The sequence below is a fragment of the Chenggangzhangella methanolivorans genome, from assembly GCF_019797865.1.
Classification (GTDB): domain Bacteria; phylum Pseudomonadota; class Alphaproteobacteria; order Rhizobiales; family Methylopilaceae; genus Methylopila; species Methylopila methanolivorans.
In genome coordinates this window covers 4,864,077-4,884,282 of the sequence record NZ_CP081869.1, presented here as the reverse complement: position 1 = coordinate 4,884,282, position 20,206 = coordinate 4,864,077, and the positions used below count along the sequence as shown (strand labels likewise).

General features: G+C 67.7%; 35 protein-coding genes, 2 tRNA genes and 1 pseudogene. 25 read left to right on the top strand and 13 right to left on the bottom strand.

Annotation, left to right across the window (positions count from 1 at the left end; all coding sequences use genetic code 11):
• Positions 1-23: 23 nt before the first annotated feature.
• From K6K41_RS25735 to K6K41_RS25710, 7 genes and pseudogenes are all read right to left on the bottom strand, one after another.
• A complete protein-coding gene (locus K6K41_RS25735) occupies positions 24-590 on the bottom strand; it encodes a hypothetical protein (protein ID WP_261402881.1) in 567 nt (188 codons plus the stop codon).
• Positions 591-592: 2 nt separating this feature from the next.
• Positions 593-811, bottom strand: a complete 219-nt coding sequence (locus tag K6K41_RS30855; RefSeq protein ID WP_428978554.1) for a hypothetical protein — start codon at positions 809-811, stop codon at positions 593-595.
• A 121-nt stretch (positions 812-932) separates the two neighbouring features.
• A pseudogene (locus tag K6K41_RS25730) lies at positions 933-1,544 on the bottom strand (DUF2303 family protein); the annotation flags it as partial.
• 44 nt (positions 1,545-1,588) lie between these two features.
• Positions 1,589-1,945: a hypothetical protein gene (locus K6K41_RS25725; RefSeq protein WP_261402879.1), complete on the bottom strand. Its 357-nt coding sequence runs from the start codon at positions 1,943-1,945 to the stop codon at positions 1,589-1,591.
• Positions 1,946-1,947: 2 nt separating this feature from the next.
• Positions 1,948-2,199: a hypothetical protein gene (locus tag K6K41_RS25720; RefSeq protein WP_261402878.1), complete on the bottom strand. Its 252-nt coding sequence runs from the start codon at positions 2,197-2,199 to the stop codon at positions 1,948-1,950.
• Complete coding sequence (locus K6K41_RS25715) at positions 2,196-2,585, bottom strand: hypothetical protein (RefSeq protein ID WP_261402877.1); 390 nt, start codon at positions 2,583-2,585, stop codon at positions 2,196-2,198. Before K6K41_RS25715 ends, K6K41_RS25720 begins: the two co-directional genes overlap by 4 nt.
• Positions 2,582-3,049, bottom strand: a complete 468-nt coding sequence (locus K6K41_RS25710) for a phage regulatory CII family protein (protein ID WP_261402876.1) — start codon at positions 3,047-3,049, stop codon at positions 2,582-2,584. Before K6K41_RS25710 ends, K6K41_RS25715 begins: the two co-directional genes overlap by 4 nt.
• Positions 3,050-3,540: 491 nt before the next feature.
• Between K6K41_RS25710 and K6K41_RS25705 the strand changes: the two genes are divergently transcribed.
• The 22 genes from K6K41_RS25705 (at position 3,541) to K6K41_RS25600 (ending at position 11,358) form a co-directional block, all read left to right on the top strand.
• Positions 3,541-3,696, top strand: a complete 156-nt coding sequence (locus K6K41_RS25705; RefSeq protein WP_261402875.1) for a hypothetical protein — start codon at positions 3,541-3,543, stop codon at positions 3,694-3,696.
• 26 nt (positions 3,697-3,722) lie between these two features.
• Positions 3,723-3,887, top strand: a complete 165-nt coding sequence (locus K6K41_RS25700; RefSeq protein WP_261402874.1) for a hypothetical protein — start codon at positions 3,723-3,725, stop codon at positions 3,885-3,887.
• A gap of 15 nt (positions 3,888-3,902) precedes the next feature.
• Positions 3,903-4,142 carry a hypothetical protein gene (locus K6K41_RS25695; RefSeq protein WP_261402873.1) on the top strand — a complete coding sequence of 80 codons (240 nt, stop codon included), beginning with the start codon at positions 3,903-3,905 and terminating at the stop codon, positions 4,140-4,142.
• Between the two features lie 42 nt (positions 4,143-4,184).
• Positions 4,185-4,571 (top strand): hypothetical protein, encoded by a 387-nt coding sequence (locus tag K6K41_RS25690; protein ID WP_261402872.1) that lies wholly within the window; start codon positions 4,185-4,187, stop codon positions 4,569-4,571.
• Positions 4,572-4,629: 58 nt separating this feature from the next.
• The gene (locus K6K41_RS25685) at positions 4,630-4,860 is read left to right on the top strand and encodes a hypothetical protein (protein WP_261402871.1); all 231 of its coding nucleotides are present in this window, start codon (positions 4,630-4,632) and stop codon (positions 4,858-4,860) included.
• The gene (locus K6K41_RS25680) at positions 4,857-5,213 is read left to right on the top strand and encodes a hypothetical protein (RefSeq protein ID WP_261402870.1); all 357 of its coding nucleotides are present in this window, start codon (positions 4,857-4,859) and stop codon (positions 5,211-5,213) included. The genes K6K41_RS25685 and K6K41_RS25680 overlap by 4 nt, the downstream gene beginning before the upstream one ends.
• Entirely contained in the window at positions 5,206-5,403 is a 198-nt protein-coding gene (locus K6K41_RS25675; RefSeq protein ID WP_261402869.1) for a hypothetical protein, read from the top strand. Before K6K41_RS25680 ends, K6K41_RS25675 begins: the two co-directional genes overlap by 8 nt.
• Positions 5,404-5,406: 3 nt before the next feature.
• On the top strand, positions 5,407-5,589 hold the full coding sequence (locus tag K6K41_RS25670) for a hypothetical protein (RefSeq protein ID WP_261402868.1): 183 nt from the start codon (positions 5,407-5,409) through the stop codon (positions 5,587-5,589).
• Positions 5,544-5,822, top strand: a complete 279-nt coding sequence (locus tag K6K41_RS25665) for a helix-turn-helix domain-containing protein (RefSeq protein ID WP_428978616.1) — start codon at positions 5,544-5,546, stop codon at positions 5,820-5,822. Before K6K41_RS25670 ends, K6K41_RS25665 begins: the two co-directional genes overlap by 46 nt.
• A complete protein-coding gene (locus tag K6K41_RS25660; protein ID WP_261402866.1) occupies positions 5,819-6,343 on the top strand; it encodes a DUF3310 domain-containing protein in 525 nt (174 codons plus the stop codon). The genes K6K41_RS25665 and K6K41_RS25660 overlap by 4 nt, the downstream gene beginning before the upstream one ends.
• Positions 6,340-6,855 (top strand): hypothetical protein, encoded by a 516-nt coding sequence (locus K6K41_RS25655; protein ID WP_261402865.1) that lies wholly within the window; start codon positions 6,340-6,342, stop codon positions 6,853-6,855. The genes K6K41_RS25660 and K6K41_RS25655 overlap by 4 nt, the downstream gene beginning before the upstream one ends.
• Positions 6,856-6,915: 60 nt before the next feature.
• Complete coding sequence (locus K6K41_RS25650; protein ID WP_261402864.1) at positions 6,916-7,152, top strand: hypothetical protein; 237 nt, start codon at positions 6,916-6,918, stop codon at positions 7,150-7,152.
• A complete protein-coding gene (locus tag K6K41_RS25645) occupies positions 7,149-7,295 on the top strand; it encodes a hypothetical protein (protein WP_261402863.1) in 147 nt (48 codons plus the stop codon). Before K6K41_RS25650 ends, K6K41_RS25645 begins: the two co-directional genes overlap by 4 nt.
• 75 nt (positions 7,296-7,370) lie before the next feature.
• Positions 7,371-7,577, top strand: a complete 207-nt coding sequence (locus K6K41_RS25640; RefSeq protein WP_261402862.1) for a hypothetical protein — start codon at positions 7,371-7,373, stop codon at positions 7,575-7,577.
• 2 nt (positions 7,578-7,579) lie between these two features.
• Positions 7,580-7,903, top strand: coding sequence for a hypothetical protein (locus K6K41_RS25635; protein WP_261402861.1), 324 nt, complete (start codon positions 7,580-7,582; stop codon positions 7,901-7,903).
• Between the two features lie 81 nt (positions 7,904-7,984).
• Positions 7,985-8,125: a hypothetical protein gene (locus tag K6K41_RS25630; RefSeq protein WP_261402860.1), complete on the top strand. Its 141-nt coding sequence runs from the start codon at positions 7,985-7,987 to the stop codon at positions 8,123-8,125.
• On the top strand, positions 8,122-8,523 hold the full coding sequence (locus K6K41_RS25625) for a hypothetical protein (protein ID WP_261402859.1): 402 nt from the start codon (positions 8,122-8,124) through the stop codon (positions 8,521-8,523). Before K6K41_RS25630 ends, K6K41_RS25625 begins: the two co-directional genes overlap by 4 nt.
• Positions 8,516-8,761, top strand: coding sequence for a hypothetical protein (locus K6K41_RS25620; protein ID WP_261402858.1), 246 nt, complete (start codon positions 8,516-8,518; stop codon positions 8,759-8,761). Before K6K41_RS25625 ends, K6K41_RS25620 begins: the two co-directional genes overlap by 8 nt.
• A complete protein-coding gene (locus K6K41_RS25615; protein WP_261402857.1) occupies positions 8,754-9,326 on the top strand; it encodes a phage Gp37/Gp68 family protein in 573 nt (190 codons plus the stop codon). The genes K6K41_RS25620 and K6K41_RS25615 overlap by 8 nt, the downstream gene beginning before the upstream one ends.
• Entirely contained in the window at positions 9,283-9,867 is a 585-nt protein-coding gene (locus K6K41_RS25610) for a phage Gp37/Gp68 family protein (protein ID WP_261402856.1), read from the top strand. Before K6K41_RS25615 ends, K6K41_RS25610 begins: the two co-directional genes overlap by 44 nt.
• The gene (locus tag K6K41_RS25605; RefSeq protein WP_261402855.1) at positions 9,864-10,160 is read left to right on the top strand and encodes a hypothetical protein; all 297 of its coding nucleotides are present in this window, start codon (positions 9,864-9,866) and stop codon (positions 10,158-10,160) included. The genes K6K41_RS25610 and K6K41_RS25605 overlap by 4 nt, the downstream gene beginning before the upstream one ends.
• Positions 10,153-11,358: a hypothetical protein gene (locus K6K41_RS25600; protein ID WP_261402854.1), complete on the top strand. Its 1,206-nt coding sequence runs from the start codon at positions 10,153-10,155 to the stop codon at positions 11,356-11,358. Before K6K41_RS25605 ends, K6K41_RS25600 begins: the two co-directional genes overlap by 8 nt.
• Positions 11,359-11,458: 100 nt before the next feature.
• Here K6K41_RS25600 and K6K41_RS25595 read toward each other — a convergent pair.
• A tRNA-Asp gene (locus K6K41_RS25595) sits at positions 11,459-11,535 on the bottom strand.
• A gap of 432 nt (positions 11,536-11,967) precedes the next feature.
• Between K6K41_RS25595 and K6K41_RS25590 the strand changes: the two genes are divergently transcribed.
• Both K6K41_RS25590 and K6K41_RS25585 read left to right on the top strand, forming a co-directional pair.
• A complete protein-coding gene (locus K6K41_RS25590; protein ID WP_261402853.1) occupies positions 11,968-12,657 on the top strand; it encodes a hypothetical protein in 690 nt (229 codons plus the stop codon).
• A gap of 387 nt (positions 12,658-13,044) precedes the next feature.
• Complete coding sequence (locus K6K41_RS25585) at positions 13,045-13,875, top strand: hypothetical protein (RefSeq protein ID WP_261402852.1); 831 nt, start codon at positions 13,045-13,047, stop codon at positions 13,873-13,875.
• A gap of 189 nt (positions 13,876-14,064) precedes the next feature.
• On the opposite strand, the gene K6K41_RS25580 is transcribed toward K6K41_RS25585, so the two are convergent.
• The 3 genes from K6K41_RS25580 to lon all read right to left on the bottom strand — a co-directional run bounded on the left by K6K41_RS25580 (position 14,065) and on the right by lon (position 17,260).
• Positions 14,065-14,140, bottom strand: a tRNA-Val gene (locus K6K41_RS25580).
• A 188-nt stretch (positions 14,141-14,328) separates the two neighbouring features.
• A complete protein-coding gene (locus K6K41_RS25575) occupies positions 14,329-14,604 on the bottom strand; it encodes an HU family DNA-binding protein (RefSeq protein ID WP_261402851.1) in 276 nt (91 codons plus the stop codon).
• A 235-nt stretch (positions 14,605-14,839) separates the two neighbouring features.
• The gene (gene lon / locus K6K41_RS25570) at positions 14,840-17,260 is read right to left on the bottom strand and encodes an endopeptidase La (protein WP_261402850.1); all 2,421 of its coding nucleotides are present in this window, start codon (positions 17,258-17,260) and stop codon (positions 14,840-14,842) included.
• A 422-nt stretch (positions 17,261-17,682) separates the two neighbouring features.
• Between lon and K6K41_RS25565 the strand changes: the two genes are divergently transcribed.
• Positions 17,683-17,964 (top strand): hypothetical protein, encoded by a 282-nt coding sequence (locus K6K41_RS25565; RefSeq protein WP_261402849.1) that lies wholly within the window; start codon positions 17,683-17,685, stop codon positions 17,962-17,964.
• 83 nt (positions 17,965-18,047) lie between these two features.
• Here the strand turns inward: K6K41_RS25565 and clpX are convergent, their stop codons facing one another.
• Both clpX and K6K41_RS25555 read right to left on the bottom strand, forming a co-directional pair.
• On the bottom strand, positions 18,048-19,313 hold the full coding sequence (clpX, locus tag K6K41_RS25560; RefSeq protein WP_261402848.1) for an ATP-dependent Clp protease ATP-binding subunit ClpX: 1,266 nt from the start codon (positions 19,311-19,313) through the stop codon (positions 18,048-18,050).
• 230 nt (positions 19,314-19,543) lie between these two features.
• Positions 19,544-20,185 carry an ATP-dependent Clp protease proteolytic subunit gene (locus K6K41_RS25555; protein WP_261402847.1) on the bottom strand — a complete coding sequence of 214 codons (642 nt, stop codon included), beginning with the start codon at positions 20,183-20,185 and terminating at the stop codon, positions 19,544-19,546.
• Positions 20,186-20,206: the final 21 nt, after the last annotated feature.

Here is a 20,206-nt window from a genome sequence, read left to right as displayed (position 1 = left end):
AAGTTGTGCGATATCAACGTGTTTCACCGAATGTCTCCCGTGAAACAACCCAGCCCCGCAGCCGCTGCGGTCCGCACATGGCTAGTGACGGCGACATTCGCGGCCGCGACCTCGTGAGGGTCGGCGCCCGCGCGCGCGGTCGCGTCATGCGGGTGGAGATCGAGGAAGCCGCAGAGCCGGAAGAACGCGTCGGTCGAGACCGCCCGCCCCTGCTCGGCGCGCACGAAGGTGGCGGGCGAGAGCGCGACGCGGGCCGCCGCGTCGCGGATCGCGATACGGTCGACCTCGCGCTTGATCACGAGGCCGACGGCGAGGTGCCACCAGGCGACAGGCCCGGCGACCGCGCGCGGCGGCCGGGCGAGCTCGCGGAGCGGCGCGAGGGTCACGGGGTCGACCTTCAGCACGGCGCAGAGCGCGAGATGCGGGTCGGCCGAGAGCGCCCGCCGCGCGATCGCGCGGGCGAGGTGGCGCACGCCGATCCCGTCGGCGAGGCACACCGCCCGCGCCGCCGCGTCGTTCGGCGCCAGCCTCTCGGTCAGCGCGCCGAGCTTGGCGCGTTGACCGGCGGAAAAGCCCTCGGCCGCCGACATGGTCAGAGACCCGTCAAACGGGCTTCGGGCACGCCCTCGAAGGTCGGCAGGGCCGTTTCTTTGCCCGCCCGCTCAAGGTCGTTCTGAACCTGCTCGCGCAGCCAGAATTCCCAGCGATAAAGCTGGTAGAACCACTTGATGTCGCCGCCGCCGAGACGGTAGCGCAGCCGAGCGGGAATGCGGACCGCCTCGCCGTCCACGAAGGCCGGCACAGCCACCATAAAGATGCCCGGAATTGTGACCTTCTGGCCGTTGCCGTTCTGGGTGCTCTTCTGCGAACTCGACCGTACGCTCGCCCGAGGACAGCCGCTCCTGCCGCTTCACACGCTGGCCGACATACACTTCGAGGTCCCGCGACAGCGCGAGAACTTCGGACGGCGTGCCGAAGGTCTCCTTGAACAGGCCCTCGAACTCCTGCCGCTCGCCATCGAACGGGGCGGAGAGCTCGGCCGCGTGCTCCTCGAGAAAGGCCGCGAACTCGCGCTGACCCATAGCCACGCCGTCATTGGCCTGCCACGCCTTGAGCTCCTCGGTGATCGGGAACTCGTAGACGACCGTGTGCCGGCCGTGGCGCGGCGCGTGGTCCTGCTTGTGATAGTCGACCACGCCGGTGAGCTTGGGGGTCGGCCAACGCGTTTCAGCGAAGATCGCGCTGTCCTCGTCCTTGTGCCGGTTCATCAGCGCGATGAACGAGGCGAGCGTCAGCACCAGCGCCTTGCCCTCGCGGGCCCGCGGCTCCTGCCGAAACTCCTCGATCGTCGGCCGCAGCGAGGTGAGGCGCTGCGAGCGCGGCTCGTAGAGGGTCGGGACCGCCGGCGGCAGGCCAGGACCAAGGCCGTCGGTCGGGATGGTCAGCAGCTGGGCGTGGTCGGCCGCCTGCGCCAGCTTGGCGATGGCTTCGACCGCCGAGGCGGTCTTCGGAAGGTCGTCGGGCAGTTCCGTTCTCTGCGCCATCGGGCGCTCCTTTCTCTCAGGGGAAGCGGAGGACGAGCGCGCAATCAGGCGCGGTCGGCGGCGGGCTCAGCGCGCGGCGCCGTCGCGTCTCGGGGCGCGCCCCACATGTCCATCTGGCTTGGATGCTGCGTGGACAGCGCGCCTTCGAACGCCCAGAACGGCGTCCGGGCGAAGGCTTTGTCCTCTGGCAGCTTGCACTTGATCGCGGGCAGCACGTCGATCCGGTCCTGATCGCACGCGACCTCGACCGTGAGCGTGATGACGGCCTTGCCCTTGCCGCCCGGCAGCGCCTGAAGCGTCTCGACCGTCGTCGCGAGCGCTTCGTTGAGCTTCTCGGCGACGACGCCGCGCTGCAGGATGCCGACCAGTTCGAGAAAGTTTCGGATCGGACGTGACGTCATCATCAGGCTCCGGCGTTCTGGCGGGCGAGCGCCCGCGCTTGTGGAAGGGCGGCGAGCACGCCGAGCGGCGGCAGGCCGAGGCGGCGTGCGAGGACGAGCGCGGCGCCGTCGCAGGCGCGCGCCTCGCCGCGCAGCAGGGGCGCGAGATCCGCAGGGGCGACGGCGGCGAGGCTGGCGATCCCCATCCCCGTCCTCGCCGCCGTCTCCGGCGAACGCTCCAGCGCGCCGTTCGAAATGTCAGATGCCGCGCTCACGCCGAAGGCTCCGCGGCCCGCAGCGCGAGCGCGAGCTCGGCCATCGCCGCCTGCAGCTTGTGATGGGCCGGCACCGTCGAGATCCCGGCGCGCACGCGCCGCGCGATCTCGGCCTTGCAGAGCGCGCCGGCGCGCACGAGGTTCGAGATCCGGTCGCGCGGCTTGAAGCTATCGGGCTCCCACGGCCAAACGAGCGCCTGCCCGTCCGGCCCAAGCGGCGCGGGCCCGTCGGTCCCGTGGTGGAGATAGATGCGCGCGGCCGCGAGCAGCGAGCCGTTGCGATGCCGATCGTCGTGCGCGGCCGAATAGCCTTCGCCCGCGACCTGGCGCTCGCGCTCGGCCGCAATCATCTCGCGGGCGCGCAGCCCGGCCTCGCGCGGGGTCATTGCGGCGCGTCCAGATTGAGCGCGACGATGAGGCGCTCGAGCTCGCCGATCGCGTCGCGGGCCTCGCGGGTGATCGCGCGGCGCTCGGCCTCGTCGATCGCCCCGTCGGACAGCGCGTCGGCGAAGGCGGCGTTGACCTCGTGGGTCTCCTTCATCACCCGGGCGAAGCGCTGCGCGGGCGTGAGCTGCGCGCCGGCCTCCACCTTGACGAGGGTGAAGCCGAGCAGTCCGGCGAGCGCGCGCGAGACCACGGGCTCGCCGATCTCGGCCTCGAGGTCGGCGACGACGTCGATCGGCGCGAAGTTCGGCGCGTCTTCCAGAGCGCCGTAGCGCGACAGCGCCTGGTGGCTGACGCGGGTGGAGGCGGCCGCCGCCTCCTGGCCGCCGCAGCGCTTCACGAGCGCGCGGGTTTCGGCCTTCAGCGCAAGGTAGTCGCGCTCGGGGAGCTGGCGCGCGCCGGTCATGCGCAATCCTTTTGCGTTTGCTCAGTGACGGGCGCCCCCTGCGGCGCCACAACCTTGGCGACACGGAGGGTTGCGCGGTGACGACGAGGCGAAAGACGGGCGGGGCCGAAGCCCCGCCCGCAAGTGAGGGAGGAAACGCCAGGCACGCCCTCACGGGCCTCGGAAAACGGGGTCATGCCGCGGCCTCGGTCGAGGCGCGGGCGCAGGCGTAAAAAACCAGGCGTCGTCCCACTCGACGTCGCGCCCCTGCGCCGCTCTCGGATCGCCGCCATCTGCGGAAGATCAGGATGAAGATCTCCGCTCCCAACGCGACACGGTCGCCTGCGTCGTCCCCGCAATCACTGCGAGATCGGACTGCGACACGCGAGGCGTTTCCGGATGGCCGAGATTACGTTCATGGCCGATCCTTATACGCATTCGTATCAACTCCGACAAGCGGAATATGCGCGAGCGTATTGGACGGCAGTTATTCCCATACGTATGTCGAGAGCATGGACGTGCGCCAAACACTCAACTGGATTCTGAAGGAAACCGGCTGGAAGCAGGATCGCCTGGCCGTTGAGCTCGAGGCCACGCAGGCGACGGTCTCCCGGTGGCTGGCCGGCAGCGACCCCTCGGCGAGAAGCGGGACAGGATCCGCGCGCTAGAGCAAAGGCTGCGCGGCGAGGACAAGATGGCGGCCGCGATAGAACTGGCGTCGAAGCTCGTCGTCGCCGCGCCGCTCATCTCGTGGGTGAGCGCCTCCGGCCTCGCGATCCCCGACGCCGTGCTCGACGGCGACGATCATCCGCTGGCCTACGCCATGGGTCTCGATCCAAAGGCGACTGGATCGCGCTGAGCGGACGGCACGTCGATGGATCGAATTTCGCCGCCCGAGTCGATCATCTTCGTCAACCGCAAGGATCGGACGCTTGTCGCGAACGCTTGCTACGTGGTGGCGACCGAGGACGGCGAAGCGTCCTATAAGCGATTTCGACCAAACCCCGATCGCTGGGAGCCCGTCTCGACGTTCGAGCATCCGACGCTGTATGCTGATCAGGGGTTGAGCCCCAAAATCGTCGGACGAGTGAAGCTGACGACGCTGTTGATGTAGGCCAACGGGGGGCCGGGCGTGGCGGAGAGCGGGCGGAGATACGTGATCAAGCCGGGATGGGGCGCAGGGCGGACCATCTTCGCCAGCCTCTTCATGGCCTGGGGCTTCATCGGTTTCGCATGGCTCATGGCCGAGACTTGGCTACGGCTGATCAGCACGACAAGCGCCGGCGTCGGCGTCGGAACAAGCAGCTTCATCGCGGCCCTTGCGCTGGTCTGGATCGGCGGAATGGTGCTTTTCGGTGTGGGCGCCCTCATGTTCGTGGCGCCGTCCGACATGGTGGAGATCGGCGGCCATCAGCAGCCGCCGCGCGCCATTACCGCGAACGGCTTGGCAAGAAGAGGACGATCGCCGCCGGGAGAGCGAGGCACGCGCAGCCCGTATGAGCGTCGACTCCGCCATCAGATAATACGTTTGCGTATTTTCTGATTGCCACCCTTATACGCATGTGTATAAATGGCTCCATCAACCGCTGATGGAGCCGCCGATGTCTCTCTGCCTGTCGCCTGCGCCGCGCGCCAAGGAAGTCCGCGCGCCCGGCTCCCCCGCCGTCACCCTCGCCGACATGGTCGAGGCCGCCCGCACGGCGATCTTCCGCCGCGGCGAGCTGCACGAGAGCGACCTCGAGCTCGCCGGCTTCACCAAGGCCGAGATCGCCGAGCACCGCGAGACCGTGCTGGCGCGCCTGCGCCGCGAGGCCCGGAGGCTCGACGCGTGAGCGCGGCGATCACGCCCGTTGGCGCCGGCGCTGTGGGCTGCGACGCCCTTGCGGCGCTTGCGGTCAACGCCGCGGCCGAGGGCCTGCGCGCCGCCCGTGAGGGCCAACGCTTCGCCGCCGTGAGCGCCGCGCTCGCGCTTGACGAGGTCGCCGCCCTTCCGCGTCTCGACCTCGCGCCGCTCGCCCGCCGCTCCGCGGCCGAGATCCGGGCCGCGCTCGGCCACTCGACCCCGCGGCCCCGCAACGCGCTGCGCCGCGCCATCCTGCGCGCCATGCACCCAGTCCATGTAGCCGCCGCGGGCCTCGCCCCGGCCCGCATTTGGCGCGCGCATGGGGAGGTCGCGCATGTCTGAGCGTTTCGTCTGCCGATCCTGCGACGGCCTCGGCGCCCGCCTTGTCCGCGAGGCCGGCGAAGTCACCTTCGCGCCCTGCGCTTGTCAGGCGCCCGCGGCCCGGCCGCGGCTCGCGGCCTCCGCTCCGCATCCGTCCGTCTTCGCGCTCCGCCGCCCGGCGCCGCGCCTCACCCTCGTGAAGGGCTTTTGAGCCATGCTGCAGACCCTCGCCCGCCCCATCGTCGCCAAGCCGAGCGGCCTCGTCGCCGACCCCGTCGACGTCGCGCTTGGCGCGCGCATCCGCGTCGCCCGCAAGCTCTCCGGTTCTCTCAGGAGAAGCTTGCCGCCGAGATCGGCGTCACGTTCCAGCAGCTGCAGAAATACGAAAAGGGCGTGAACCGCTGCGGCCCGAGCAGGTTGACTGCGATCGCGCGAAGCTGCGGCCGCCCGATCGAATGGTTCTACGGGGACGCCGAAACCGCGGCCAAGGACGGAAGCGACGCCGTCATTTTCACTCTGGTCGCGAGCGACCCGGCGCTGATCCGCGACGTCGCGGCGCTCAGCATGAAGCACAGGGCGCTGGTCAAGAACCTCGTCGCGGCGCTCGCCGGCCAGGAGCGCGCGGCGTGAACTCGGCGGTCAACTCGCCCTCGCACTACCGCCGCGGCGGCTTCGAGCTCGCCCAGGTGATCGACGCCTTCGAGCTCGACCGCTGGGAGACGCAGGCCGCGCAATATCTCTTCCGCGCCAAGCACAAGGACGGCGGCGCCCATGAGGCGCAGGACCTCGCCAAGACGATCGCCTTCCTGATCCACGCGCTGACGCTGAAGTCGCCCGAAACGCTTGAGCGGTTCGAGGCCTTTGGCTTCCAGCTCACGCGCGGCGTGAAGTCCGACGGCGCATCGATCGACCGGCCGTCGCACGAGCCCGGCCCAGCCATCACGCTTGCGGAGGCGCTGAAGCGCGTGCCCGCGGAGGACTTCGACGGCGACGCCACGACAGCCGTGATGAACGCCCGCCGCGGCCAGCTCTGGCTGGGAAGCTCTGGCGCCGCGCTCGACATCGTCCTCGCCGATCTCGACCCCGACGCGCCGATCGTCGCCGCGCTGCGCAAGGCCGCCGACCGTATTCACGCGGGAGCCGCCGCATGACGTCGCGCTACGACATCCTCGTCGAGGAGGCCCGCAAGCTTCTCGCCGGCCACGTCTGGGAGAAGGCCGCGGCGCGGCGGGTCATGAAGGACCTGACCGAAAGCCTCGCCTTCATGCTCGAGCATCCGCGCGTCGTCTCGCCCGACGGCGAGAAGGTCTATTCGAAGGACGATTACGACCTCTGCGACCGCGAGAACGAGAACCTCCGGGCCCATCTCGCTTACGCCGTCGAGCGGCTTGGCGAGGCCGATCGCAAGGCGCTCGCCGCGCGCATGAACGGCTCGATCGAAACGGGCGGCGTGGTCGAGGACTCGACCGAGGAGGAGCGCGAGGAGCTGCTGCGCGCGGTCCTGCTGCTCAAGCGCTGCGCCGACCACATGGAGAAGGCGATCCATGGCCGCACGAACGACCGGTGGGCCGGCTTCGCCGACAGCCTCGTCAACCAGGCCCGGGGCTTCGAGCCGATCCTGTTGCCGACGCTCGCCGAGCTGCGCGGGGAGTCGGCGCGATGACCCGCCGAAGCGACCGAGGCCCTGCGGGGCCTCAACGTCACCCTCGGCGTCGTCGCCGGCTTGATCCGCGAGCATCGCGACACGCTCGACCGGTTCTTCGCCGAGCAGCGCAGCATGGACAGCGTCGGCGCGATCCTCGACCCGACGCTCTTCAACTCGTCCGAGCGCCGCGCGACCGAGCAGATCCTCACGCCGATCTATCGCGCGGCCCAAACCTTCCTCGAAACCTACGACCGACAGAGCGCAAGCGCCCGCCAGGCGCTGGCGAAGGTCGGCGACCGCCCGGAGGTCCGATGACCCTCGAACATCAGCAGAAGCTCGCCCGCCGCAATCCGTGCTTCGCGCCGGAGGAGTGCGCCAACACGGCGTTTGGTTGGCGGCTGCCTGCGCCCTTCGACGACGCCAGCGTGATGCTGACGCTCAACGTCGGCATGGAGTGAGCGGTTCTTCGGCGGCGCGCCCCTCTGGCACGCGAGCGTGGTCCTTTGGGACCGGCTCACCGCCGTCCGAAGCCGGTGTCCAGTTGGACCCAAGCCGACCGCTCCCGCGCCGAGACCGTCGCGAGCAACGTCCTTGCGGGCGTCGGAATCCCCGATCGCACGCGTTCCGAAACCTTCGAGCTCGGCCTGCATGTGCGGCGGGAGACCACCGGCCAGGAACGGGACTCCGTCTTCAAGACGCCGCGCGGTCGCCGCGCCGCGTGGGTCCACGAGAGAGGCTGACAATGGCAGAACCTGTGACCGAGGGCGTGGAAGAAGAAGGCTGGGATTGGGCGCTGGTCGAGATCTTCGGCCATCGCAGCCATGCCGGACGAACGCGCGAGGAAGAGCGCTTCGGCGCCAAGCTCCTGCGGATCGACGTGCCGGTCGACGGCGACCCGACCGCGAACGGCTGGCGCACGCACTTTTACGGCGGGGCCTCGATCTTCTCGTTCACGCTCACCGACGAGGCGACGGTGATGCGCCAGAACCGGCCCTATCGGTCGCCTTCGCGACTGACGTTGCCCGCGCCCGAAGACGACGACTTCGACGGGGTCGACCATGTCTGACCCGCGCATGTCGCTCACCCTGAAGGACCGCACGCTGTTCGGGTCGAACCGGACCGCGAGGCCGAACTCGGCCGCCGCGCGTTGCGCGCCGCCGAGGCCGACTATCTCGGCTGGCCGGCGCTGCCGGCCGAGCCCGCCCCGCCGAGCGACGCCCAATGGGCCGAAGAGGTCGCCGCCGGCGTCGCGGCGGACCTCAAGGCCCGCGCCGGAGGACGGCGGTGAGCGACCTGACCATCGACGAGAAGCTGAACGCAGCGCAGCGGCGCGCGCGCGAGCACACGCTCGAGAAGCATTACTTCGACGCCGCGCAGCCCTTCTTTCCTCGAGGCTTCACCGTCTATCGGCGCAACTCTGGCCACTGGGACGTGTCAGCCCGTCAATGTCCTGGACGGATCAGAGCCTGGCTTGAGGCGAACCCCGGCAGCAGCACGTCGGAGACTGAGGGCGAGGCGCGCGAACGCGCGTTCCGCATCCGTGGCGAACCGGGCGCTGTCGTCGTGTTTGACGAGCGGTGGAATCCGCACCGCCCTCATCCGCGCGAACCGCTTCGGTTCAGGTCGGTTGCGGCGGCGATGCTGTGGATCTCGGAAGAGATGATGCAGGATCCGCCCAATGTCTGACCAGAAGAGCTACGGCTTCCTCAACTTTTATGGCCTTGGGTTCGGCTTCTACAACGGTGTCCGGATCAACAAGGTCGAGCCCGGCACCAAGATCACGGATCCACTCACGCAAGAAACGGCCGTCGTTGAAGACGGCGGCGGCGTTTTGCTTGCCGACCAACTCTATGTCACGCCCACCACTTACGAGACGCTCAAAGAGAAAATTGACGAGCAGATGCCGGAGGCCGCCCATGGCTGACCGCACCTCGATCGAGTGGACCGACGCCAGCTGGAACCCGATCCGGGCCGTGCGCGCCGTCAAGTTGCCCGGCGCCGAGCCCGGCGATCTCGCGGAGATGAAGACCGGCTGGCACTGCGAGAAGGTCTCGCCCGGCTGCGCCAAATGCTACGCCGAGCCGATGAACCGCCGGCTTGGCACCGGCCTGCCCTACAAGCCCGGCCACCGCGGCGACGTCGATATCTTCGTTGACGAACGCGCGCTCGCCGCGCCGCTCAAATGGCGGCGCCCGCGCAAGATCTTCGTCGGCTCCATGACCGACCTCTTCGCCGACTTCGTCACCGACGAGATGCTCGACCGCGTCTTCGCCGTCATGGCGCTCTGCCCGCAGCATGTGTTCCAGCTGCTCACCAAGCGGCCGAAACGGATGCGCAACTATGTCCGCGCGCTCAACGCCCGAAACGATCTCGTCACGGCGTCGATCGAAGGGATTCAGATCCCGGGTCGCGGTTCTCGCCGACGTCCTGCTCGATCTGAAAACCGTGATTGGCCACGCGCCTCTCCCCAACGTCTGGCTCGGTTTTAGCGCCGAGGATCAGGAGCGGTTCGACGAGCGATGGACGGCGGTAAAACCGCTCGCGAAGGCGGGGTGGCTCACCTGGTGGTCGGCCGAGCCGCTGCTCGGGCCGGTCGACCCGAGCGCAGCAATCCCCGAGGTTCATCACCACCCGGACAACGTTCGCTCTCCTGCGCTTGACGCGTTGGTGCGGGCGGCCGCCACAATGATAGGCCCCGGCCTCCGCTGGGTCGTGACAGGAGGCGAGAGCGGCCCTGGAGCAAGGCCAATGCACCCCGACTGGGCCCGCTCCTTGCGCGATCGCTGCGCCGCCGCCGGCGTGCCCTTCCTTTTCAAGCAGTGGGGCGAATGGGCGCCGTCGACGCCCGAACAGGCCGCCGGCAATCCCCGGTCCGGCTGGCGATGCCTGGCCGGGCATCCCCACGTCGCGCGCCGCGAGGAGCTCTATCCAGAAGCCGGCGCGGCTTTCATCGAACGCGTCGGCAAGAAGGCAGCCGGCCGCACGCTCGACGGCGTGATCCACGACGCCTATCCGGAGCCCAGCGTATGAGCGCCGCGGCAGTCATGCGCTATCGGGTCGATCCGGGCGACGTGCCGGCCGAGAAGGCGGCGCGGCGCATGGGCCTCACGCTCGCCGATTTTGAGACGCTTCTGCCGAAGTTGCTCTCCCGCGGCTTTCCCCCGGCGGACCCGACGACCGGAAACTACGACCTCGAGGCGATCGACGCCTGGCGCAAGCGTCGGAACCCGCATCTCTTCGCCATTGGCTTGACCGCCCCCGCCAGCGCGCGCGACGCTGATGACGTCGTGATGGCGCGGCTGGAGGCGGCGCGGCGTGGGTAACGTCAAGATCCCCTACTACGCCGTCATCAAGGGCCGGGGCTATTGGCAGCCGACCGCCAAGATGCGCGCGCTCGGCTTCAAGCTCGTATCCTGCGGCAAGGACGGGCCGGACGCATGGACGGTCGCCAAGCTCTGGGCCTCCAAATGGGAGGCGGTCCGCACCGGCCGCGAGCAGCCGCCGACCGCTCATCTCGACGCTAGGGTGACGCGCGACCAGGCCGAGAGCGCGATCGTCTGGCCGCCGAACACGGTCGGGTGGGCGTTCACGCGCTATCGCAAGACCAGCCAGTGGAGCGCGGTCAAGAAGCCCGCGACCCGCGACGACTGGTGGCGCGGATGGATGCGCATCAAGCCGTTCTTCGGCGACGTGCGCCCCTCCTCGATCCGCTTCGAGCAGATGGACGCCTGGCGCGTCTTCGTCGAGGAGAAGCACGGCCTGCGCGAAGCCCACCGCGCGATGAAGATCTGGCGCGCGCTCTGGAAGGTCATGGCCGCGATGAAGCTATGCGAGCGCGACGCCGACCCTTCGCTCGGCGTCCGCAACAGCGCCGCGAAAGGCCGCGCGGACACATGGTCTCATGGCGAGGCGGTGCGCCTCGTGAAGGCCTCGTGGCGCATGGGCCATTGCGGCCTCGCCGCCGCCCTAGCCGTCATGTGGGACACGCAGATGTCGCCGGTCGACGTCCGCCAGCTCAAGCGCTCGCAGCGGCGCGTGGACGGCTTCGGCGGGACGTTCTTCGTCACCGCCCGCGAAAAGACCGAAACGCCCGTGGGCGCCGTCCTGAGCCGCCGCGCGACCGCGATCCTCGACGCCTATATGGCGAGCCTCGGTTTCGAGCTTCACCCCGACGCGGAGATCTTCCGCACCCGCGCCGAGCCGACGGGCAAGGCCGGCGGCCGACCCTGGCCGTCGCGGCCCTTCACGAAGGACAAGCTCGCCGAGGATTTCCGCGAGGTCCGCACGGCGGTGTTCGGCGCGGCCGAGAATCGCAAGATGAGCGACATGCGCCGATCCGGCGCCGTCGAGGCGATCGCCGGCGACACGACGGCCGAGAAGCTCAGCCGCGCGATGGGCAACACGCTGTCGAATTCGAATCAGCTTTTCGAGACCTATGCGCCGATCGAGCTCGCGCCGCTCCGCGACGTCGCCAAGGCGCGCATCAAGGGCCGCATCAAACGCCGCGACGGCAACGCCTAAAGCCCGCCGCCGGAACGGAACGGGCTCAAAAAGTCTGAACTTGCTGGCTGGGAGAGTTTGAACTTTGGGCCCCGCTGTCACCGGGAACCCAAGAAGACGTTGGCGGGAGTGACGGGACTCGAACCCGCGGCCTCCGGCGTGACAGGCCGGCGCTCTAACCGACTGAGCTACACCCCCGAACCGGGGCTCGGCCCCGGAGAGAGGCCGGTTGGTACGGGAGCCGCCGGGGCGTGTCAAGCGGCCTTCGACGCATCGCGAAAGATGGCTCTCGGCGGCCGTGGAAATCGCTTTCCTTACATCCGTAAGTCGTGCCGGCGCAGGCGCTTGCGGGCGATCGGCGCCGCCGCCTCACGGCTCCCCTGCGCCGACCTCGTGTGTTCGACATGAAAACGAAAAGTCAGCGCGCACGCTTATCGACTTACGCCAAAATAACACGTCACTGATACTGACCATAATCCTGACGGCACCCTAGAATTCAATTGATCACAAGAGAGACGCAACAATCCATTACCGCTGGTTTACGTATTCCCACGTATATAAAGACAATATTGCGCAACTTATGCTGACGGCTTGTCCCCAACGCTCAAGGTGGTTGGCATGCGCAATAAAATGAAAATCAGCGCCGCTTGCGTCCTCACCCTGCTCTTCGCGGTCGACGGCGCGTTCGCCCAGTCCGCGCCGAACAATGTCGGGCGGGGCGGCCTTGCCCCTCAGAGCGCGAAAGCGGCGCCGCCTTTGCCCGTCACCGGCGCGCCGATGCCGGCCCCGATGGAGCAGGTGTTCGTGCCCGTCACGCCATGCCGTCTGCTCAACACTGCAGAGGCCGGCGCCGGCGGCGCCATCCAGGGGCTTCAGACCCGCACCTTCCAAGTGACGGGTTCGAGCGGCTTCGGGGCGCAGGGCGGGAACAGCGCAGGCTGCGGGGTGCCGGCCTCCGCGACGTCGGTCGCCATCGTGCTGAGGGCCTCGAACGGGTCGTCGTCCGGTTTCTTCACCGCGTTCGCGGCCGGAACTCCGAACCCCGGCGTGATCGCCCTCGCCTATCCGCAGAACACGACCGTGACCGGCAATCCCATTGTCGCCCTCGGGAACGGCGGGATGATGTCGATCTATTCGAAGCGGTATGCCCACGCCATCGCTGACGTCGTCGGCTACTATGCGCCTCAGATCCAAGTCTACATGAACTACGACGGCACCGCTTACGCCGCCACGACGCGCATCCTCGCGCCGTCAAGCTCGGAACGGGCTCCTATCAGATCGAAACAGACCGAAACCTGCAACTCTGTTCGGTTCACGTGAATATCGATGGCGGATATTACTATGCCAGCGCCTACCCGTCCGGCAACAGTATTTATGTTCAGACTTGGTCGATAAGCAACGGCACAGCGAGTCCTATCGATCTTTATCACAACGTCTCAGCGAAGTGCTGAGCGCCATTTGAGCCGCAGACGTCTGTGACGTCATCAGCGATTGTACGGCGGCGACGTCCTGGGCGTCGCCGCCGCGCCGTCATCCGGCCTCGCCTCGCGCCCGACGGTTTCTCTCCGGCACGCACGCTCGCCGGGGCGGCGCTCGGTCCGCCGCCAAATCCGGCCCGATCCCGATCTACGTACTTCCACAGATATTGCGCTTCAGCGTCGCGCTTTAGGCTTCGGCTTCAAACGCCGATCTGAAGAAAGAAGCGCAATGCGAAGCAGGCTAAAGATCACTGCGGCTTACGTCGCGGCGTTGCTCCTTGCGGTCTCAGGAGCGCTGGCCCAGGCTGCGCCCAACAACAACGGAAAAGACCGCCGTCCGGAGCCGAGCGCGGAGGCGGCTCCGCCGCTTCCAGTCGTGGGCGTGCCGACCCCGACGCCGATGGAGCAGGTCTTCGTCCCCGTCGCGCCCTGCCGGCTGCTGAACACCGCGGAGGCCGGCGCAGGCGGCGCCATACAGGGGCTTCAGACCCGAACCTTCCAGGTGACGGGCGCAGCCGGCTTCGAGACGCAGGGCGGCAAGGCAGGCGGTTGCGGCGTTCCGGCCTCGGCGACGTCGGTCGCCATTTTGCTGAGAGCCTCGAACGCGTCCTCGGCCGGCTTCTTCACGGCCTTTGCGGCCGGAACCCCGAACCCCGGCGTCATCGCGCTCGCATATCCACAGACCGCGACCGCGACCGGAAACCCCATCGTCGGCCTGGGCGACGGACGGATGGCGATCTATTCCAAGCGATACGCCCACGCCATCGCCGACGTCGTCGGCTACTACGCCCCCCAGATCGCGGCCTATATGGATTCCAACGGGACCGCATATCGGGCGACGACCCGGATCGTGTCGACGCAGCGGATCACCGCCGGCTTTTACAACATCGTCGTCGACCGGGACGTCACGGACTGCGTCGTCCAGGCCACGATTGCAGGAGGCCCATACCTCGCATCCGCCTCGGCGAACGGAAACACGATCACTGTTCAGACCTATACCCTCTTTGGGGGAAACGCGTCTCTGACGAGCCTCGTCTTCTATGTGTCGGCCCAGTGCTGAGAGCCGCATGTCGAACATCGGGGCCTGATCAAGCGCATCGCTCCGCGCGAGAGGCGGAGCGCGGCGCGGTCGAAGGCCAGAGAGGTCGCCTCCCTGCCGCTCAGCGTCGACAGGGCGCTCTGAAACGTTTCGGGGGCGATTTCGGGGGCTGGCCCGCCGGCGGCGGTCGCAGGCTCCCTGGAAGCGCCGTGGTGGGCGGTGACGGGCTCGAACCGCCGACCCTCTCGGTGTAAACGAGATGCTCTACCAACTGAGCTAACCGCCCGGCCGCGCGTGTCTGCTTCGCAGAAAACGCGGCGGAAGGCCATATGGCCTCGACGCCGCAGCAGGGCCGCCCCGCACGCAAAAGGGCGGAAGCGAGGGATCGCTTCCGCCCTTTTTCGACGACCGGGCCTTATCGGCCCGTCATCCGTGCGAACGTTCCGGGAGCCCGACAGGCCCCCGACCCCGTCCTCAGCCGTTGACGGCGTCCTTCAGGGCCTGGCCGGCCTTGAACTTCGGGGTCTTGGACGCCGGGATCTTGATGGTTTCGCCGGTGCGCAGGTTGCGGCCGACGCCGGCTGCGCGCTTGACGACCGCGAAGGTGCCGAAACCGACGAGGCGAACCTCGTCGCCCTTCTTCAGCGTCGCGATGATCGCGTCGAAGGTCGCGTCGACCGCCTTGGCGGCGTCGAGCTTGGTGAGGCCGGACTTGTCGGCGACGTCGGCGATCAGATCAGACTTGTTCATAGTGTCCTCCGTAAGAGCCACGGGACCCGACCGGAGTCGCGGGGCCGCAGGAATAAGGCGCGCACCCTTTAACGGAATCGCGGGAAGCGCAAGGACGAACCGGCGATTTTCTCTCTTTTTCGAACGGATTCCCGGTGGATGACGACGCAAAAGAGGCCCGGAGCGGGGCTCCGGGCCTCAAATGCGGTATTTCGGCGCCAAACGTCCCGGTTTGGGACGCCAAATCCCTGAAGACTCAGTGGGCGCGCATGCCCGCCTGATCGTCCTCGATCGTCTTGAGCGCGGCCGGTTCGGCCCGCGATTCGTCCCACTCGATCGGCTCGGGACGACGGACCAGCGCGCGGCTCAGGACCTCGTCCATGACGCGCACGGGCACGATCTCGAGCTTGGACTTCACCGACTGGGAGATGTCGGCGAGGTCCTTGGCGTTCTCTTCCGGGATCAACACCGTCTTGATCCCGCCGCGGACCGCCGCGAGCAGCTTCTCCTTCAGCCCGCCGATGGGCAGCACCCTGCCCCGCAGCGTGATCTCGCCCGTCATCGCCACGTCCTTGCGGACCGGGATGCCGGTCATGACCGAGGTGATGGCCGTCACCATCGCCACGCCCGCCGAGGGACCGTCCTTGGGCGTCGCGCCTTCGGGCACGTGAACGTGGATGTCGCGCTTGTCGAACTGAGGCGGCTCGATCCCGAAATCGACCGCGCGCGAGCGGACGTAGGACGCCGCCGCCGAGATCGATTCCTTCATCACGTCCTTCAGGTTGCCCGTCACCGTCATCTTGCCCTTGCCGGGCATCATGACGCCTTCGATCGTGAGCAGCTCGCCGCCGACCTCGGTCCAGGCGAGGCCCGTGACGACGCCCACCTGGTCCTCGGAGTCGATCTCGCCGTAGCGATAGCGCGGCACGCCGAGATAGTCGGCGAGCTTGGCCTCGGTGACCTTGATCGACTTCTTCTTCGACTTGGCGAGCACGAGCTCCTTGACCGCCTTGCGGGCGAGGTTGGCGAGCTCGCGCTCGAGATTGCGCACGCCCGCCTCGCGGGTGTAGCGGCGGATCACCGTCAGGAGCGCGGCCGGCTCGACCGAGAACTCCTTCTCGGCCAGACCATGCTTCTTGAGAACCTCAGGCAGCAGGTGCCGCCGCGCGATCTCGACCTTCTCCTCCTCGGTGTAGCCGGCGATCCGGATGATCTCCATCCGGTCCATCAGCGGGCCGGGGATGTTCAGCGTGTTCGCCGTCGTCACGAACATCACGCTCGACAGGTCGTAGTCGACCTCGAGGTAATGGTCGGCGAAGGTGTGGTTCTGCTCGGGGTCCAAGACCTCGAGCAGCGCAGAGGCCGGGTCGCCGCGGAAGTCCATGCCCATCTTGTCGATCTCGTCGAGCAGGAAGAGCGGGTTGGCCTTCTTGGCCTTCTTCATCGACTGGATGACCTTGCCGGGCATCGAGCCGATATAGGTCCGGCGATGGCCGCGGATCTCGGCCTCGTCGCGCACGCCGCCGAGCGACATGCGGACATATTCGCGGCCGGTGGCCTTGGCGATCGACTTGGCGAGCGAGGTCTTGCCCACGCCGGGAGGCCCGACGAGGCACAGGATCGGACCCGTGAGCTTGTTGGCCCGGCTCTGGACCGCCAGGTACTCGATGATGCGCTCCTTGACCTTCTCGAGGCCGAAGTGATCGGACTCGAGGATCGCCTCGGCGGCCGGCAGGTCCTTCTTCACGCGGGACTTCACGCCCCACGGGATCGACAGCAGCCAGTCGAGATAGTTCCGCACGACGGTGGCCTCGGCCGACATCGGGCTCATCTGCCGCAGCTTCTTGAACTCGGCGTCGGCTTTCTCGCGCGCTTCCTTGGTGAGCTTGGTCTTGGCAATGCGCTCTTCGAGCTCGGCCAGATCGTCCCGGCCGTCGTCGTCGCCGAGCTCCTTCTGGATCGCCTTCATCTGCTCGTTCAGGTAGTATTCGCGCTGCGTCTTCTCCATCTGGCGCTTGACGCGCGTGCGGATGCGCTTCTCGACCTGAAGGACCGAGACCTCGCTCTCCATCAGCGACAGCACCTTCTCCAGACGCGCGAACACGTCCGTGATCTCGAGCACGCTCTGCTTCTCGGGGATCTTGACCGCAAGATGCGAGGCGACCGTGTCGGCGAGCTTGGAGGGCTCCTCGATCTGGCTGACGGCGCTCACCACTTCGGGCGAGACCTTCTTGTTCAGCTTTACGTAGTTCTCGAAGTCGCTGACGACGGAGCGCGCCAGCGCCTCGGTCTCGACGGGCTTCTCGATCTCGTCCTCGACCGGCTCGATCTCGGCCTCGTAGAACTCGGTCCGGTCGGTGTAGCCAAGCACGCGGCCGCGCGACTGCCCCTCGACCAGCACCTTTACGGTGCCGTCGGGCAGCTTCAGCAGCTGGAGCACCGAGGCGAGCGTGCCGACGTCGTAGATCGCGTCGGCGGTCGGATCGTCGTCGGTCGAATTTTTTTGGGTCGCGAGCAGGATCGGCTTGTCGGCCTTCATCACCTCTTCGAGAGCGCGGATCGACTTCTCCCGCCCGACGAAGAGCGGCACGATCATGTGCGGGAAGACGACGATGTCGCGAAGCGGCAGGACGGGGCGGACTTCGGCCGTTGCGGAAGAGCGCGACTTGGCGGTCATTTCGGCAATCCTTTCGCCGGCTCGGCCCGTGCGTGGGAGGACGCGCGCGGAAGAGCCTCATGGTCGGCGCGGCGGTGGCGCGAGCCTTGGCAGGCCTCGCTTAGTCCGTCGCCCGGAGGGAGCGGCCGGCCCGCCAAGACTCGACGAGGGCGGGCGGCCGGATGTCGATTAGGTGGCCACCACCCCATGACGTGTCAAGAACGCGACAGCCTCACGCCATGGGACAGAATGTTTCGCCCGAAAGGCCTGTGGTTCCCCCGGCGCGCGACGCGCCCGAGCTTATAGGTAGATCTGCGGACGAAACGCATGCTCGATACGACGTTGTCTGAGCCGCCGCGGCTGTCGACGAGGCGGGCGCGTCCGTCCGCGCGGCGACGGCATGATCGAACGGCGTCAACGTCGCCGGCCCCGCCGGCACGCGTGTGATCATCAACAACAGCAGCAGCATCCAGTCGCCCAACGGCGTGAACGTCGCCGGGCTCAACGGGGCGGCCAATCAGGTGTCGATCTCGAAAAGCATCGTGGACGCCACCACCGGATCCGCGGTCAAGGTCGCGACCGGCAGCGCCGTGCTGCTCGACGGCAGCCGCCTGTCGGGCCTCGGCGCGATCGATCTCGACGTCGCCCCGGGCGCCAATGCGCGCTCCTTCGGAAACAACGTCATCGGCTCGGGCAATCCGACGTCGGCGCTGTCGCTCAAGTGACCAGAGCCCCCGCGCCGGCCGCATGAAAAAAGCCCGCGGCCGTGGCCGCGGGCTTTTCCCGATTCGCTCGCCGTCGAGAGGCGTCAGGCGCTTGCGCCGGCCTCGTTCTGGCGGTCGGCGTAGATGTAGAGCGGGCGGCCCTTGCCGTCGGCGACGTCGCCCGAGATCACCACCTGCTCGACGCCCTCGAGGCCGGGCAGGTCGAACATGGTGTCGAGCAGGATCTGCTCCATGATCGAGCGCAGGCCGCGCGCGCCGGTCTTGCGCTCGATCGCCTTCTTGGCGATGGCGTTCAGCGCGTCCTCGTTGAAGGCGAGATCGACGTTCTCCATCTCGAACAGCCGCTGATACTGCTTCACCAGCGCGTTCTTGGGCTCGGTCAGGATCGTCTTGAGCGCCGCCTCGTCGAGATCCTCGAGCGTGGCGAGCACCGGCAGACGGCCGACGAACTCCGGGATCAGGCCAAAGCGCAGCAGATCCTCGGGCTCGACCTGACGGAACAGCTCGCCGGTCTTGCGCTCGTCGGGCGACTTCACCTTGGCCCCGAAGCCGATCGAGGCGCCCTGCCCCTTGGCCGAGATGATCTTGTCGAGCCCCGCGAAGGCGCCGCCGCAGATGAACAGGATGTTGGTCGTGTCGACCTGCAGGAACTCCTGCTGCGGGTGCTTGCGGCCGCCCTGCGGAGGCACGGAGGCGACGGTGCCTTCCATGATCTTCAGGAGCGCCTGCTGCACGCCCTCGCCCGACACGTCGCGCGTAATCGACGGGTTGTCGGACTTGCGGCTGATCTTGTCGATCTCGTCAATGTAAACGATGCCGCGCTGGGCCCGCTCGACGTTGTAGTCGGCCGACTGCAGCAGCTTGAGGATGATGTTCTCGACGTCCTCGCCGACATAGCCGGCTTCGGTGAGGGTCGTCGCGTCCGCCATCGTGAACGGCACGTCGAGGATGCGGGCGAGCGTCTGCGCGAGCAGCGTCTTGCCGCAGCCGGTCGGGCCGATCAGCAGGATGTTGGACTTCGCGAGCTCGACGTCGTTGTGCTTCGTCGCGTGGTTGAGCCGCTTGTAGTGGTTGTGGACCGCGACCGAGAGGACCTTCTTGGCGTGGTCCTGGCCGATCACGTAGTCGTCCAGAACCTTCCGAATCTCCTTCGGGGTCGGGATCCCGTCACGCGACTTCACCAGCGAGGATTTGTTCTCCTCGCGGATGATGTCCATGCACAGCTCGACGCACTCGTCGCAGATGAAGACGGTGGGCCCGGCGATGAGCTTGCGCACCTCGTGCTGGCTCTTGCCGCAGAAGGAGCAGTAGAGGGTGTTCTTGGCGTCGCCGCCGCCGACCTTGCTCATTCGTCACCCCTTTCGGGTCGAAGCCGCCCTCCAACGGCGGAGGGGCTTCATCATCACGTCATATGCCGCCGCACCTTAACGGCCGGCGCCTAAAGCTGGGCATCCGCCAGGCGCGACGCAACGCCGCCGTCGATGATAGGCGATTGCGCGCGCGCAGCAACAGGCGGAAGGCCGCGCTCGAAAGAACGTCGTTGACGACGCGTTTTCGTCACGCGGCCGACGCCCGAGCGTCACGCCGTCTTCGGCTCGCTGTCGCCGTCGACCGGGCGGCGCTCGAACACCTCGTCGATGAGGCCGAAGTCCTTGGCCTGCTCGGCCGACATCATGGTGTCGCGATCGAGCGTGCGCTCGATCTCCTCATAGGTCCGGCCGCAGTGCTTCACGTAGAGCTCGTTCAGCCGGCGCTTGATCTTCACGATGTCCTCGGCGTGGCGCTCGATGTCCGAGGCCTGGCCCTGGAAGCCGCCCGAGGGCTGGTGCACGAGGATTCGCGCGTTCGGCAGCGAGGCGCGCATGCCCTTTTCGCCGGCCATCAGGATGAAGGAGCCCATCGAGGCCGCCTGCCCCATGCACAGCGTCGCCACCGGCGGGCGGATGTACTGCATCGTGTCGTAGATCGCGAAGCCTGACGTCACCACGCCGCCCGGCGAGTTGATGTAGATCGCGATCTCCTTCTTCGGGTTCTCGGCTTCGAGGAACAGCAGCTGGGCGCAGATCACCGCCGCCATGTCGTCGTTGAAGGGGCCCGAAAGGAAGATGATGCGCTCCTTGAGGAGGCGCGAATAGATGTCGAACGAACGCTCGCCGCGATTGGTCTGCTCGATGACCATCGGGATGAGGAAGTTCGTGGTCAGGTCCTGGTAGTCGCGCATTTCACGTCCTCATCCTTGAGA

What these genes read in the sequence shown, in the direction of transcription:
- K6K41_RS25735 (WP_261402881.1), bottom strand. Translation starts at nt 590, where the DNA reads ATGTCGGCGGCCGAGGGCTTTTCCGCCGGTCAACGCGCCAAGCTCGGC.
- K6K41_RS30855 (WP_428978554.1), bottom strand. Translation starts at nt 811, where the DNA reads ATGGTGGCTGTGCCGGCCTTCGTGGACGGCGAGGCGGTCCGCATTCCC.
- K6K41_RS25725 (WP_261402879.1), bottom strand. Translation starts at nt 1,945, where the DNA reads ATGACGTCACGTCCGATCCGAAACTTTCTCGAACTGGTCGGCATCCTG.
- K6K41_RS25715 (WP_261402877.1), bottom strand. Translation starts at nt 2,585, where the DNA reads ATGACCCCGCGCGAGGCCGGGCTGCGCGCCCGCGAGATGATTGCGGCC.
- K6K41_RS25710 (WP_261402876.1), bottom strand. Translation starts at nt 3,049, where the DNA reads ATGACCGGCGCGCGCCAGCTCCCCGAGCGCGACTACCTTGCGCTGAAG.
- K6K41_RS25705 (WP_261402875.1), top strand. Translation starts at nt 3,541, where the DNA reads ATGGACGTGCGCCAAACACTCAACTGGATTCTGAAGGAAACCGGCTGG.
- K6K41_RS25700 (WP_261402874.1), top strand. Translation starts at nt 3,723, where the DNA reads ATGGCGGCCGCGATAGAACTGGCGTCGAAGCTCGTCGTCGCCGCGCCG.
- K6K41_RS25695 (WP_261402873.1), top strand. Translation starts at nt 3,903, where the DNA reads ATGGATCGAATTTCGCCGCCCGAGTCGATCATCTTCGTCAACCGCAAG.
- K6K41_RS25685 (WP_261402871.1), top strand. Translation starts at nt 4,630, where the DNA reads ATGTCTCTCTGCCTGTCGCCTGCGCCGCGCGCCAAGGAAGTCCGCGCG.
- K6K41_RS25675 (WP_261402869.1), top strand. Translation starts at nt 5,206, where the DNA reads ATGTCTGAGCGTTTCGTCTGCCGATCCTGCGACGGCCTCGGCGCCCGC.
- K6K41_RS25670 (WP_261402868.1), top strand. Translation starts at nt 5,407, where the DNA reads ATGCTGCAGACCCTCGCCCGCCCCATCGTCGCCAAGCCGAGCGGCCTC.
- K6K41_RS25655 (WP_261402865.1), top strand. Translation starts at nt 6,340, where the DNA reads ATGACGTCGCGCTACGACATCCTCGTCGAGGAGGCCCGCAAGCTTCTC.
- K6K41_RS25645 (WP_261402863.1), top strand. Translation starts at nt 7,149, where the DNA reads ATGACCCTCGAACATCAGCAGAAGCTCGCCCGCCGCAATCCGTGCTTC.
- K6K41_RS25635 (WP_261402861.1), top strand. Translation starts at nt 7,580, where the DNA reads ATGGCAGAACCTGTGACCGAGGGCGTGGAAGAAGAAGGCTGGGATTGG.
- K6K41_RS25620 (WP_261402858.1), top strand. Translation starts at nt 8,516, where the DNA reads ATGTCTGACCAGAAGAGCTACGGCTTCCTCAACTTTTATGGCCTTGGG.
- K6K41_RS25615 (WP_261402857.1), top strand. Translation starts at nt 8,754, where the DNA reads ATGGCTGACCGCACCTCGATCGAGTGGACCGACGCCAGCTGGAACCCG.
- K6K41_RS25605 (WP_261402855.1), top strand. Translation starts at nt 9,864, where the DNA reads ATGAGCGCCGCGGCAGTCATGCGCTATCGGGTCGATCCGGGCGACGTG.
- K6K41_RS25590 (WP_261402853.1), top strand. Translation starts at nt 11,968, where the DNA reads ATGAAAATCAGCGCCGCTTGCGTCCTCACCCTGCTCTTCGCGGTCGAC.
- K6K41_RS25585 (WP_261402852.1), top strand. Translation starts at nt 13,045, where the DNA reads ATGCGAAGCAGGCTAAAGATCACTGCGGCTTACGTCGCGGCGTTGCTC.
- K6K41_RS25575 (WP_261402851.1), bottom strand. Translation starts at nt 14,604, where the DNA reads ATGAACAAGTCTGATCTGATCGCCGACGTCGCCGACAAGTCCGGCCTC.
- lon (WP_261402850.1), bottom strand. Translation starts at nt 17,260, where the DNA reads ATGACCGCCAAGTCGCGCTCTTCCGCAACGGCCGAAGTCCGCCCCGTC.
- clpX (WP_261402848.1), bottom strand. Translation starts at nt 19,313, where the DNA reads ATGAGCAAGGTCGGCGGCGGCGACGCCAAGAACACCCTCTACTGCTCC.
- K6K41_RS25555 (WP_261402847.1), bottom strand. Translation starts at nt 20,185, where the DNA reads ATGCGCGACTACCAGGACCTGACCACGAACTTCCTCATCCCGATGGTC.